Source organism: Pedococcus sp. 5OH_020, assembly GCF_027812955.1.
Lineage (GTDB): Bacteria > Actinomycetota > Actinomycetes > Actinomycetales > Dermatophilaceae > Pedococcus.
The window spans coordinates 576,827-589,255 of record NZ_JAPYZV010000001.1 but is presented as its reverse complement, the minus strand read 5'-3'; the positions used below and the strand labels follow the sequence as shown (position 1 = coordinate 589,255).

Here is a 12,429-nt window from a genome sequence, read left to right as displayed (position 1 = left end):
GGGGCACATCCGTGTCCGAGGGTGTCCCGCGTGTCGCGATCCGCCCCACGGTGCGTCGGGGTGTCGGCAAGCTGCTCCCTGGTGCAAGGCCGCTCGCGCCGCTCGCCTCGCGGCGGCGACTCAGGCACCATCCCGAGCCAACGGCCGGAGCCTGGCCCGGAACAGCACCTTCGTCCCTCGAGGCTCCGCCGCCTCCCAGATGATCCGTCCGCGCAGGTCCTGCACCAGGGACTCCACGATCTGCGTCCCCAGCCCCGACCTGCCGGGCTTGAAGTCCGACGGCAGCCCCGCCCCGTCGTCGACGATCGCCACGGACAGGACCTCCTCTCCCCGGTCGTCGGCCGTGCGCTTGGCCTCGACACAGATCGAGCCACCGCCGGTCTCCGCGAGACCGTGCTCGACCGCGTTCTGGACGAGCTCGGACAGGATCATCGCCATGGCCGTCGCGTCCTCCGCGCGCAACGTGCCGAAGGTCCCGATGACGGTCGAGGAGATGGGGTGCTCCATCTTCGCCAGCTCGGTGATGGCCTGCAGCCCTCGCACGGCGATGTCGTCGAAGTCCACCGTCTCGTCGAACCCCTGGCTCAAGGTCTCGTGGACCAGGGCGATGACCCCCACCCGGCGCACCGCCTCCTCCAGGGCAGCCCTGCCTGCCTCTCCTTCGGGAAGCCGTCGCGCCTGGAGCCGCAGCAGCGCGGCCACCGTCTGGAGGTTGTTCTTCACCCGGTGGTGGATCTCGCGGATCGTGGCGTCCTTGGTGATGAGCTCCTGCTCGCGCCGGCGCAGTTCCGAGACGTCCCGGAGCAGGAGCAGGGCTCCCACCCGCTCACCCGCCTCGGTGATCGGGATGGCTCGCATCGACACGCTGGCGCCCCGCGAGGTGACCTCGGTCCGCCACGGTGCGCGTCCGGTGACCACCACAGCCAGTGACTCGTCGACCGGCGACTCGTCGCGCAGCAGGTCCGCGACCACCTTGGCCAGCAGCTCCCCGATGACGTCGCCGACATGACCCAGCCGGTGGATCGCCGACAGCGCGTTGGGGCTGGCGTAGGAGACGACGCCGTTGACATCGAGCCGGATGACGCCGTCGCCGACCCTCGGCGCGCCCCGGCGCTGCCCGGTGGGGGCCGAGATGTTGGGAAACTCGCCGGCCGCGATCATCCGAGCCAGTGCGTCAGCGAGCGCCTGGTAGGTGAGCTCGAGCCGGCTCGGGGTGCGCATCGCAGCAAGGTTCGTATGGCGGGTGATCACCGCCAGCGCCCGGCCCGCCCGGACGACCGGGATGGCCTCCTCCCGGACGGGCATGTCGTCGCGGAAGATCGGGTCCCGCTCCCGGACGATGCGACCGTCGCCGTACGCCTGGTCGAGCAGCGACTGTCTGCCTCGGTGTGTGCGGCGGCCGACCACGTCCTCGAAGAACACCATCTGCCCCGTCGTGGGCCGGACGTGGGCGACAGCCAGCCAGCCCTCCATACCGCCGGGAACCCACAGCACAAGGTCGGCGAAGGACAGGTCGGAGATCAGCTGCCAGTCACCCACGAGCAGCTGCAGCCACTCGACCTCTGCCGGTGCGAGGTCGGTGGAGGTCTGCAGCACCTCGTTGAGGGTGGGCACGCTCGCAGCCTAACCTCGCCCCCCGGCGTGCCCACCGCGCGGGCTCGCTGCCCGCAGGGTGCCTGCGGTGGTCAAGAGGTGGCCGCCCCTGACCGAATCACCGAGCGGAGGGTACGGAGCGCGACCGACAATGCGGCGATGTTCGGCCTGTCCAGGCGCTCGATCCCGGACAGGGCCGTACGGGCCCGCGACAGCGACTCGGCGTTCGCCCGTGCCCACTGGTCGTAGCGGGCCACTGCCGGGGCGCCGGACGTCGAGGCGTCCATGACGGAACGGACCAGGCTCTCCAGCACCGCATACAGGTCGTCCCGAAGCGCGCCTCGTGCCAAGGCGTCCCAGCGGTCGTCGCGGGGCAGGTTCGTCACCCTGGTCAGCATGGCGTCGATCCCGAACCTCTCCGAGAGCACGAAGTACAGCGAGGCGATGTCGTCGGGCGACTCCCCCGTGTCGGTCGCGATGTCGACGATGTCCAGCAGTGAGAACTGGTCCAGCAGGCTCGCCGACCGCAGCGCCAGCTCGGCGGGGACGCCCGCCTTCTCGAAGGCGGCCGTGTTGCGCTGCAACCGCTTCAGCTCCGCGCCCTTGAGCAGCTCGGGGATCCTCGGAGCGTAGTCGCCTACGACGGCGCCGAACCGTGCCACCTCGCTCGCGACGTCCAGACGCGACGGACGCGAGGTCAGGAACCACCGCATCGAACGGTCGATGAGGCGGCGGAACTCCAGGTACAGCTGGCTCTGCACCGCCGTGGGCACGGCGTTGTCGAGCGCCTCCACCGACCTGACGAAGCCCGGCAGGTCGAAGATCTCCCGGCACACCACGAAGGCCCGGGCGATCTGCTCCGGCGTCGAGCCGGTCTCCTCCATGGCGCGGAAGGCGAACGTGATGCCGCCACGGTTCACCATCGAGTTGACTACCGCGTTGGTGATGATCTCGCGGCGCAGCGGATGCTGCGTCAGCTCTTCGGAGAACTGCTCACGCAGCGGCTGCGGGAAGTAGTCCGTGAGCGTCTGCTGGAACCAGGGGTCGTCGGGAAGCTCCGACGGCAGCAGGTCCTCCTTCAGCGCGAGCTTGGCGTACGCGACCAGGACCGAGAACTCGGGCGACTTCAGGCCCTTGCCGGCCTGGGACCGGCGGTCGATCTCCGCGTCGGACGGCAGGAACTCCAGCGCCCTGTCGAGGTCGCCGCGCTCCTCCAGCCAGTGGATCAGCCGCTGGTGCACCGGGAGCATGGGGTGCTCCTGGGCCCGGGCGTTGCCCAGCAGGACGTTCTGTTCGTAGTTGTCCCGCAGCACCTGGTGGGCCACCTCGTCGGTCATCGAGGCGAGCAGGGCGTTGCGCTGCTTCAGGGTCATGTCCCCGGACCGCACCAGGGCGGTCAGCAGGATCTTGATGTTGACCTCGTGGTCCGAGGTGTCGACCCCGGCCGAGTTGTCGATGGCGTCGGTGTTGACCCGGACGCCCTGAAGGGCCGCCTCGACCCGACCCAGCTGCGACAGGCCGAGGTTGCCCCCCTCGCCGACCACCTTGCAGCGGAGCATGGCGCCGTCGACGCGGATGGCGTCGTTGGCCCGGTCCCCGATGTCCGAGCTCTGCTCGGTCGATGCCTTGACGTACGTGCCGATGCCGCCGTTCCAGAGCAGGTCCACGGGCGCCTGGAGGATCGCCTTCATGAGCTCGGCCGGCGTCATCGTCGAGCGACCTGCGCTGAGCCCGAGCGCCTGCGACATCTCGGGGGTGATGGTGATGGACTTCAGGGAGCGCTCGAAGACCCCACCCCCTGCGCTGATGAGGGAGCGGTCGTAGTCGGCCCACGAGGAGCGCGGCAGGTCGAAAAGCCTCTTGCGCTCCGCGAAGCTGGTCGCCGCCACGGGCTGCGGGTCGACGAAGATGTGGCGGTGGTCGAACGCGGCGACCAGACGGATGTGCTCGGACAGGAGCATGCCGTTGCCGAAGACGTCACCGGACATGTCGCCGATCCCCACGGCGGTGAAGTCGGTGCTCTGGGTGTCGTGTCCCATCTCGCGGAAGTGACGCTTGACCGACTCCCACGCACCGCGCGCGGTGATGCCCATGGCCTTGTGGTCGTACCCGGCCGAGCCGCCGGAGGCGAAGGCGTCGTCGAGCCAGAAGCCGTACGACTGGGCCACCCCGTTCGCGATGTCGGAGAAGGTCGCAGTCCCCTTGTCCGCCGCCACGACGAGGTAGGAGTCGTCCCCGTCGTGCCTGACGACGGCCGGAGGCGGCACGATCTGCGACCCGTTGCGGTTGTCCGTGACGTCGAGCAGCCCGGAGATGAAGATCTTGTACGACGCGATGCCCTCGGCCAGCCACGCGTCACGGTCCACCGCGGGGTCCGGGAGCTGCTTGGCGTAGAACCCGCCCTTGGACCCGGTGGGCACGATCACGGCGTTCTTGACCATCTGCGCCTTCACCAGGCCGAGCACCTCGGTGCGGAAGTCCTCCCGGCGGTCGGACCAGCGCAGACCGCCGCGGGCCACCGGGCCGAACCGGAGATGGACGCCTTCCACCCGGGGCGAGTACACGAAGATCTCGAACTGCGGCCGCGGGGCCGGCAGGTCCGGCACCTTCTTCGGGTTGAGCTTGAGCGAGACGTACGGCCTCACGCCGCCGGAGGGGTCTGGCTGGTAGTAGTTCGTGCGCAGCGTTGCGGCGATAACCCCGAGGAACGCCCGGATGATGCGGTCGTGGTCCAGGGAGCGCACCTCGTCCAGGCCCTTGGTGATGGACTCGGACACCGCCGTCTCCCGGGTCTCCCGCTCGGACCCGGCCTGGCCGTCGTACCGGTTGGGGTCGAACCGCACCTCGAACAGGTCGACGAGCCGGCCGGCAAGGGCGACGTTCGACGCCAGGGCTGACTCCACATACTCCTGGGAGAACGTGGACCCGGTCTGGCGCAGGTACTTCGCGACCGTTCGCAGGATGACGACCTGCCGCCAGGTGAGCCCGGCGCCCAGCACGAGGGCGTTGAAGCCGTCGGACTCCGCCTGGCCGCTCCAGACAGCAGCGACGGCGTCCTGGAACAGCTCGCGCAACCGGTCCCGCCCCCCGTCCCCGGACCACACCTTGTCGTTGCGGACCCGCAGCCCGAAGTCGTAGACGAAGAGCGTCACCCCGTCGGCGCGCGAGATCTCGTAGGGCCGCTCGTCGACGACCTCGACACCCATATGCGTGAACATGGGCAGCACCTGCGTCAGCGAGAGGGGGCTGCGACGGTAGAGCTTGAACCGGCGCTCGGTGCTCGGCGCACCCGGCTCCTGGTACAGGTTCAGGCCGGTCGAGCCCTCGGCGTCCAGGGCGTCCATGTGCCGGATGTCCACGACGCCGACGCGGGGCGTGAAGTCCTCCTTGTAGGCCTCGGGGAAAGCCCGCCCGTACAGCCCCGAGAGCCTCGCGGCCGCCTCCTCGCCATGCTCCACCCGGGCCGCCTCGGTCAGGTCCTCCTCCCAGGTGCGGGTAGCGTCCACGAGCCGGCGCTCCAGAAGCGTCTGGTCCACCTCGGGGATCGACTCGCCCTGAGGGACCCTGACGACGAAGTGCAACCGGGCCAGGACCGACTCGGAGACCCGGGTGGTGAAGTCCACGGTGGCGCCCGGGAACGCCTGGCGCAGGATGGAGTCCATCTTGAGCCGGACGCCGGTGTTGTAGCGGTCCCGCGGGATGTACACCAGACACGAGACGAACCGGCCGAACCTGTCGCGTCGCAGGAAGAGCTTGGTCCTACGTCGCTCCTGAAGGTGCAGCACGGCGGTCGCGTTGTCGTAGAGCGACTCCTCGTCGGCTTGGAACAGCTCGTCACGGGGGTAGTTCTCGAGGACCTCGAGCAGGTCCTTGCCCGAGTGAGAGTCGGGCAGGAAGCCGGTGCGCTCGAAGATGGCCGCGACCTTCTCCCGAAGGACCGGCACTCGGGTCACCGACTCCGTGTAAGCGCTGGAGGTGAACAGACCGAGGAACCGCTTCTCCCCGGTGACCTGCCCCGCCTCGTCCAGCTGCTTGACGCTGACGTAGTCGAGGTAGGTGTTGCGGTGCACCGTCGCCCGCGAGTTCGCCTTGGTGATGATGAGCAGCTCCGGCGTCCGGGCGACGCTGCGGGCCTGCTCGCTCAGCCGCACCCCCTCGCCCGTGGGGTCGTAGCGCAGCAGCCCGAGTCCCGTGCCGTGCACCGCCTCGAGATGGTCCGCCTCGACCCCACGGCGCAGCGCGTACTCGCGGTAGCCCAGGAACGTGAAGTGGTTGTCCGCGAGCCACTCGAGCAGCCCCCGGGCCTGCTCGACCTCGCGCGCCGGGATGCCGTACGGCGGGTGGTCCGCCAGCTCCTGGGCGATCTGCGAACAGGTCGCCCGCATCTTCGGCCAGTCCTCCACGGCCTCACGGACGTTGCCCAGCACGGTCCGCACGCCCTCGGCGATCCGCGCCCGGTCACCGACGTCGCTGTCCCGGTCGATCTCCAGGTGCATCCAGGACTCCCGGACCACCCCGAACTGGCCCTCCCCGGACCCGTCACCGGACCCGTCAGCGGACCCCCCGGCCTCGCCGAGCAGCAGCTCCTGGAGCTCGCCGGTGGCGTCGCGCCGTACCCGCATCGTGGGGTGCACGACCAGGTGGACCGCCCGGTTCAGCCGCTGGAGCTCCGACGTCACGGAGTCGACGAGGAAAGGCATGTCGTCGGTCACGACCTGCACCACCGTGTGGCCGCTCGCCCAGCCCTGCTCCGCGACCTCGGGGTTGAACACCTCCACGTTGACGGTTCCGACGGGCCGGCTCTGCGCCAGCTCTCGGTGGGCCAGCGCAGCCCCCAGGAGGTCCTCCGGAGCCCGTGCGAGGAGATCCTCGGTGGCCACGTGGCGGTAGTACGTCCGAAGGAACCCCTCGACGGCCTCACCCCTACCGTGGTCCACCCTCTCGGAGGCCGAACGGAGAAGCTGCTGACGGGACTGCTCCAGCGACGCTGACATGGCGGTCGACTTCATCCTCACGTGACGGTGTGCCGTGGGGCGCACGACGGTGTGCACCTCCAGCGAGACTATCGCCCACCGCAGCGGCCGTGGACCGCCCTTCGACGCATCTCGTGGCAACCGCAGCGACTGCAGCGCTTCTGAAACGGATGCCGACGCCTTGGGCGCGTCAGAATTGACAAGGACCCTGGTCAGAGTAGTTTTTCGCTGCAAGTGTGATGGAGTGAAACGTACGTTTTCGACCTAAGGAGCTCTACGTGATCATCCTCGGACTGATCCTTCTGATCATCGGTCTAGTGGCCGGGATCGGTATTCTCACGACGATCGGCGGCATCCTGCTGGTCATCGGCCTGATCCTGGCCCTCATCGGCGCCCTGGGTAACGGGGTCGGTGGCAGGAAGCACTGGTACTGAGCTCTCCCTGACGGAGTACTCGTCCTCGCACGCGCGATCGGCCCCCGGAGAGCCCCCTGTGGGAATCTCCGGGGGCCGTTCTCGTGACCTCACTAGAGTGAGCCGTATGCCGCTCGCCCCGGCCGGTGCCACGCCGTGCCCGTCGCCCGCTGAGGCGCTCGCGTCGCTGCGTGAGTGCGCGGGAGCGGGCGCGACGGAGGTCCTCGACCACTTCCCCGCGCTGGGTGACCGGCAGACCCAGGCGGCGCTGGACGAGTACGTGGAGCACGTCGCCGCGCTTCTCGACGAGATGCGCACCTTCGCTACGCACGTCGCCGCGCTCCTACCCGACCCGGGATGCGCGTCCGACGAGCCCATCCCGGCCGCCGTCGGAGCTCCCTCCCACCTCCGGGTGCTCATCGGCAGCCGTGAGGCGCCTTCATGAGCACGGTCGCCGGCGACCCGGCATCCTGTTCGCACCTGGGAGGCTGCCTGCGTCGGCTCGCCGCTCGCCTTCGCACCGCGGGTCGCGCCAACCACGACGCCCGCGACGCCTCGGCCATCCCCGACGCCTCGGCCATCGAGGCCCGCGGCGGCGCAGAGGCCTTGGACGCTGCTACTGCAGCGGCTGCTCATGAGCTCGACATGGTCGGCGCCGCCCTGCACGCACGCGCCGGCGACCTGGCAGAGGCCATCGCCGGGGCGAGAAGGGCCATCGAGCGCGCCACTTCCACGGCGCCGCCGTTCCAGAGTCCGACGGACCTGCAGCAGGAGCTGGACCACGTCACCTCGCTGCTGGACAGCCGCCGTCGTCGCCTGCGGGCGCTCCTGCACACCTCCACCCAGGTACTCCAGCGTCACGCGTCGACGCTGCGCGCTGTCTCATGAGCACCGTCGACCTCAACGCCGACCTCGGTGAGTCCTTCGGACGGTGGATCCTCGGGGACGACACCGGAATGCTCCGCGTCGTGACAAGTGCGAACGTCGCCTGCGGCTTCCACGCGGGGGACCCCGCCACCCTCCTGTCCGTCTGCCGCCAGGCCGCCGAGGCCGGGGTCGTGGTGGGCGCCCAGGTGGGCTACCGCGACCTGGCCGGCTTCGGCCGCCGCTTCATGGACGTGGCTCCCCAGGACCTCACCGCGGACGTGATGTACCAGATCGGCGCGCTCCAGGGGCTCGCTGCCGCAGCCGGTACGGCGGTGCGCTACGTCAAGCCGCACGGCGCCCTGTACAACGCGGTCGTCAGGCACGAGAAGCAGGCCGCTGCGGTCGTGGCGGCGGTTCGCGCGGTAGACCCCGGCCTCGCGGTGCTCGGGCTGCCGGGTTCAGTCCTGCTGCAGCTGGCCGAGACCGCTGGCCTGCGGACCGTGACCGAGGCTTTCGCGGACCGCGCCTACCGGTCCGACGGTTCGCTGCTGCCGCGCACCGAGCCGGGTGCCGTGCTCACCGACGCCTCGGAGGTCGCCGAGCGCATGGTCCGGCTGGTAAGGGAGGGCGTCGTCGCGGCGGCGGACGGGACCCCCTTGCGCCTGCGTCCCGGCTCCCTCTGCGTGCACGGCGACAGCCCGGGGGGCGTGGCGATGGCAACGGCTGTTCGCAGCCTGCTGGAGGCCGCCGGGGTGCGTGTCGCTGCCTTCCTCACCACCGCCGGCTGAACTTCATGCACGCACGGCTGCTGCCCTACGGCGACGGTGCCGTCCTTGTGGAGCTCGACTCGCTGGACGACGCATTGGCCCTTCACGGCGTCCTCACGGGTCCCCGGCGGCCAGCGGGGCTCAGCGACGCGGTGCTGGGGGCCCGAACGGTGCTCCTCGTGGCGCGCGAGCCGCGATTCCTGCCCGGGCTCCGGACCGCCGCGCAGGCCGCGGTCGCCCAGCCACCGCAGAGCCCGCACGGCGACCCCGATACGGCGGAACCGCCTCCGGACCCCGTCCGGATCCCCGTCCGGTACGACGGGCCCGACCTGGCGCAGGTGTGCGACCTGACGGGGCTCAGCCAAGACGAGGTCGTCGCCGCGCACACGGCGACCCCCTGGACGGTGGGGTTCGCAGGGTTCGCACCGGGCTTCGCCTACCTCGTGGGTGGGGACCCCCGCCTGCGCGTCCCCCGACGTACGACCCCGCGCAGCACCGTGCCGGCCGGCTCGGTCGGCCTGGCGGACGAGTTCAGTGGCATCTACCCGCGTGACTCCCCTGGTGGCTGGCAGCTCGTCGGCACGACCGACGCCCAGCTCTGGAGCCTGGATCGGAACCCACCGGCGCTGCTGCGACCACGAGGCGTCGTGTGGTTCACCGACGTGGCCGCCGCCCCGGCAGGAGGCCAAGCGGCCCCCGAGGGGGGCCGATGACGTCTCAAGGGGTCGGCGTGGCCGCCTTCCTCGAGGTCGTCGAAACCGGCCCGTTGTGTCTGGTGCAGGACGGCGGCCGGCCCGGGCTGAGCTCGTTGGGCGTCAGCCCCTCCGGTGCCGCCGACGGCCGAGCGTTCGAGCTCGGTGCGCGCCTACTCGGGCAGAGCCCCGCTCAGGCAGCCCTCGAGTGCCTGCTCGGAGGCGTCGCGCTGCGCGCGCATGGGAGCGTGACGGTCGTGGTGACCGGGGCGAGCTGCCGCGTCCAGGTCGACGACCGAGCGGTGGGGTACGCGGCGCCGTTCCTGCTCCGGGACGGTCAGGTGCTAAGGATGTCGCGCCCGGACGCGGGCCTTCGCAGCTACCTCGCCGTGCGAGGTGGGCTCCTCGTGCCGCCGGTGCTCGGCTCGCGCAGCCATGACACGCTGTCGGGCCTCGGCCCGCCGCCGGTCCGCAGCGGCGACCGGCTTCCCGTGGGCCTGTCCCAAGGCGACGACTTCACTGACCTGCTCGTCGACGTGGCGCCCGTCGCACCACCAGGCGGCGGCCTGGTGGTCCTCGACACCCGGCCTGGACCTCGCTGGGACTGGCTCGCCGACCCCGCCCAGCTCGCCGAGACCGAGTGGCTGGTTTCGGCGACGAGTGACCGGGTCGGCGTTCGCCTCGACGGGCCCCGACTGCTGCGCGACGACGGGCGTCGCACGGCGGAGGTGCCCAGCGAGGGCCTGGTGCGCGGCGCCGTCCAGCTGCCTCCGGACGGCAGGCCTGTGGTGTTCCTGGCGGACCACCCCGTGACGGGCGGCTACCCCGTGGTGGCCGTACTGACCGGCCCGACGGCAGATGCCGCCGCGCAGGTCGTGCCCGGCCAGCCGGTGCGGCTCCGTCCTGCCACCTCGCTGGGGTGACGATCGCGCCGATACGCTGGCGCAGCCCCGGCCCCCCGCTTCCCCCACCAGGAGAGACGCATGAAGATCGCCACGACGATGGAGTACGACGCCACCCCGCAGGAGGTCTTCGCGGTGTTGTCCGACAAGGCGTTCCAGGAGGCCAAGTGCGCGGCCACGGCCGCGGTGAAGTACACCGCCGAGGTGAGCAGCACTGCGGACGTGACCACGATCAGGACTGAGCGTGTCCTGCCGGCCGACGCGCTCCCGGACTTCGCCAAGAACATGGTTGGGCAGACCCTGAAGGTGCTGGAGACCCAGACCTGGGGGCCTGCGGCGACGGACGGCAGCCGCACCGGGAAAGTCGAGATGTCGGTCGCCGGGGTGCCGGTCTCACTGGCCGGCACGCTGTCCCTGGCGCCGGGCGCGAGCGGCACCGTGGAGACCCTGGACTCCGAGCTGAAGGCCAAGGTGCCGCTGATCGGCGGCAAGATCGAGAAGGCCGCGGCACCGCCGATCCAGGAGGCGATCGCCATCGAGGCGGCGACCGCGAAGCAGTGGCTGCGCCGCTAGTCGAAGAGGTCAGCCCATGTGCGGGTAGGCGTGGCTCCTGGGCGGGTCGAACGTCTCCTTGATGGAGCGGGCGCTGGTCCAGCGCACCAGGTTCTGCGCGGCGCCGGCCTTGTCGTTGGTGCCGGAGGCACGGCCCCCGCCGAACGGCTGCTGGCCCACCACTGCACCGGTCGGCTTGTCGTTGACGTAGAAGTTCCCCGCGGCGAAGCGCAGCCGCCGGGTGGCGCCCGCGATGACGCCGCGGTCCTGCGCGATGATCGAGCCGGTCAACCCGTACGGCGCGAAGCTCTCCATCTGCTGGAGGACCGTGTCGTACTCGTCGTCCCGGTACACGTGGACGGACAGGATGGGGCCGAAGTACTCGGTCTTGAACGACTCGTCCGTCGGGTCGTCGATCTGTAGCACCGTGGGCCTGACGAACCAGCCCTCACTGTCGTCGTAGGTGCCGCCCGCCACCACCTCGACGCCTGCGGTCGCGTGCGCCCGGTCGATCGCGGCGGCGTGCCGCTTGAAGGCACGCTCGTCGATGACCGCGCCCATGAAGTTGGACAGGTCGGTGACGTCGCCCTGGGGCAGCTCGGCGGTGATCGAGACGAGATCCGCCTTTATCCCGCGCCACAGGGACTCGGGCACGTACGCGCGCGAAGCGGCCGAGCACTTCTGGCCCTGGTACTCGAACGCCCCGCGGATCATGGCGGTACGCAGCACGTCGGGGTCCGCCGAAGCGTGAGCGACGATGAAGTCCTTGCCGCCGGTCTCCCCCACCAGGCGCGGGTAGGTGCGGTAGCTCGGGAGGTTCGCGCCCACCTCCTGCCACAGATGCTGGAACGTCGGCGTCGAGCCGGTGAAGTGGATGCCTGCGAGATCCGGGTCGGCGAGGGTCACCTTGGACACGTCGAGCCCGTCGCCGGTGACCAGGTTGATGACGCCGGGGGGCAGGCCCGCGGCTTCCAGCAGCTCCATGGTCAGCTGCGCCGCGAGCTGCTGCGTGGGCGAGGGCTTCCACACGACCGTGTTGCCCATGAGGGCCGGCGCCGTCGGCAGGTTGCCGGCGATGGCGGTGAAGTTGAACGGGGTGATCGCGTATACGAAGCCCTCGAGCGGGCGGTGGTCGGTGCGGTTCCAGACCCCCTTGGCGTTCAGGGGCGGCTGCTCCGCCAGGATCTGCCGGGCGAAGTGCACGTTGATGCGCCAGAAGTCGACGAGCTCGCACGCGGCGTCGATCTCGGCCTGGTACGCCGTCTTCGACTGCCCGAGCATCGTGGCCGCGTTCAGGCGTGACCGCCAGGGCCCTGACAGCAGCTCCGCCGCCTTCAGCAGGACGGCGGCGCGATCGTCGAAGCTCAGGTCGCGCCAGGCCGGAGCGGCGGCCTTGGCTGCGGCCACCGCGGCCTGGGCGTCCTCGACGGTGGCGTTGTGCATCGTGCCGAGCACCTTGCGGTGGGCATGCGGCTGGCGCACCTCGATGGTCCGGCCGCTACCGTTCACCCGCCTGCCGCCGATGGTATGGGGCAGCTCGACCTGCTCACTGGCGAGCTCGGTGAGCGCCGCCTCGAGGGAAGCCCGCTCGGGGCTGCCGGGGGCGTAGTCCAGGACGGGCTCGTTGACCGGGGCGGGCACCTGGGTGACGGCATCCATGGCGTGCGGAC

10 protein-coding genes are annotated in these 12,429 nt (G+C 70.7%); 7 read left to right on the top strand and 3 right to left on the bottom strand.

The genetic code is table 11. The annotated features are described in order from the left end of the window. Window positions 1-120: 120 nt before the first annotated feature. Both PHA84_RS02575 and PHA84_RS02570 read right to left on the bottom strand, forming a co-directional pair. Window positions 121-1,614: a sensor histidine kinase gene (locus PHA84_RS02575; protein WP_270886524.1), complete on the bottom strand. Its 1,494-nt coding sequence runs from the start codon at window positions 1,612-1,614 to the stop codon at window positions 121-123. A gap of 71 nt (window positions 1,615-1,685) precedes the next feature. Continuing rightward, complete coding sequence (locus tag PHA84_RS02570; RefSeq protein ID WP_270886695.1) at window positions 1,686-6,587, bottom strand: NAD-glutamate dehydrogenase; 4,902 nt, start codon at window positions 6,585-6,587, stop codon at window positions 1,686-1,688. Between the two features lie 257 nt (window positions 6,588-6,844). On the opposite strand from PHA84_RS02570, the gene PHA84_RS02565 reads away from it, so the two are divergent. From PHA84_RS02565 to PHA84_RS02535, 7 genes are all read left to right on the top strand, one after another. Beyond that, window positions 6,845-7,000, top strand: coding sequence for a hypothetical protein (locus PHA84_RS02565; protein ID WP_270886523.1), 156 nt, complete (start codon window positions 6,845-6,847; stop codon window positions 6,998-7,000). A 106-nt stretch (window positions 7,001-7,106) separates the two neighbouring features. Next, a complete protein-coding gene (locus PHA84_RS02560; RefSeq protein WP_270886522.1) occupies window positions 7,107-7,424 on the top strand; it encodes a hypothetical protein in 318 nt (105 codons plus the stop codon). Continuing rightward, window positions 7,421-7,867 (top strand): hypothetical protein, encoded by a 447-nt coding sequence (locus tag PHA84_RS02555; protein ID WP_270886521.1) that lies wholly within the window; start codon window positions 7,421-7,423, stop codon window positions 7,865-7,867. Before PHA84_RS02560 ends, PHA84_RS02555 begins: the two co-directional genes overlap by 4 nt. After that, on the top strand, window positions 7,864-8,634 hold the full coding sequence (locus PHA84_RS02550) for a LamB/YcsF family protein (protein ID WP_270886520.1): 771 nt from the start codon (window positions 7,864-7,866) through the stop codon (window positions 8,632-8,634). The genes PHA84_RS02555 and PHA84_RS02550 overlap by 4 nt, the downstream gene beginning before the upstream one ends. A gap of 5 nt (window positions 8,635-8,639) precedes the next feature. After that, window positions 8,640-9,326, top strand: coding sequence for a 5-oxoprolinase subunit B family protein (locus PHA84_RS02545; RefSeq protein ID WP_270886519.1), 687 nt, complete (start codon window positions 8,640-8,642; stop codon window positions 9,324-9,326). Continuing rightward, window positions 9,323-10,228 (top strand): biotin-dependent carboxyltransferase family protein, encoded by a 906-nt coding sequence (locus PHA84_RS02540; RefSeq protein WP_270886518.1) that lies wholly within the window; start codon window positions 9,323-9,325, stop codon window positions 10,226-10,228. Before PHA84_RS02545 ends, PHA84_RS02540 begins: the two co-directional genes overlap by 4 nt. A 60-nt stretch (window positions 10,229-10,288) precedes the next feature. Further along, window positions 10,289-10,780, top strand: a complete 492-nt coding sequence (locus tag PHA84_RS02535) for a DUF2505 domain-containing protein (RefSeq protein WP_270886517.1) — start codon at window positions 10,289-10,291, stop codon at window positions 10,778-10,780. A 9-nt stretch (window positions 10,781-10,789) separates the two neighbouring features. Here PHA84_RS02535 and pruA read toward each other — a convergent pair whose 3' ends face one another. After that, complete coding sequence (gene pruA, locus PHA84_RS02530) at window positions 10,790-12,418, bottom strand: L-glutamate gamma-semialdehyde dehydrogenase (protein ID WP_270886516.1); 1,629 nt, start codon at window positions 12,416-12,418, stop codon at window positions 10,790-10,792. Window positions 12,419-12,429: the final 11 nt, after the last annotated feature.

Coding starts and splice junctions, on each gene's coding strand:
- PHA84_RS02570 (WP_270886695.1), bottom strand. CDS start 6,587: ATGTCAGCGTCGCTGGAGCAGTCCCGTCAGCAGCTTCTCCGTTCGGCC.
- PHA84_RS02560 (WP_270886522.1), top strand. CDS start 7,107: ATGCCGCTCGCCCCGGCCGGTGCCACGCCGTGCCCGTCGCCCGCTGAG.
- PHA84_RS02555 (WP_270886521.1), top strand. CDS start 7,421: ATGAGCACGGTCGCCGGCGACCCGGCATCCTGTTCGCACCTGGGAGGC.
- PHA84_RS02550 (WP_270886520.1), top strand. CDS start 7,864: ATGAGCACCGTCGACCTCAACGCCGACCTCGGTGAGTCCTTCGGACGG.
- PHA84_RS02545 (WP_270886519.1), top strand. CDS start 8,640: ATGCACGCACGGCTGCTGCCCTACGGCGACGGTGCCGTCCTTGTGGAG.
- PHA84_RS02540 (WP_270886518.1), top strand. CDS start 9,323: ATGACGTCTCAAGGGGTCGGCGTGGCCGCCTTCCTCGAGGTCGTCGAA.
- PHA84_RS02535 (WP_270886517.1), top strand. CDS start 10,289: ATGAAGATCGCCACGACGATGGAGTACGACGCCACCCCGCAGGAGGTC.
- pruA (WP_270886516.1), bottom strand. CDS start 12,418: ATGGATGCCGTCACCCAGGTGCCCGCCCCGGTCAACGAGCCCGTCCTG.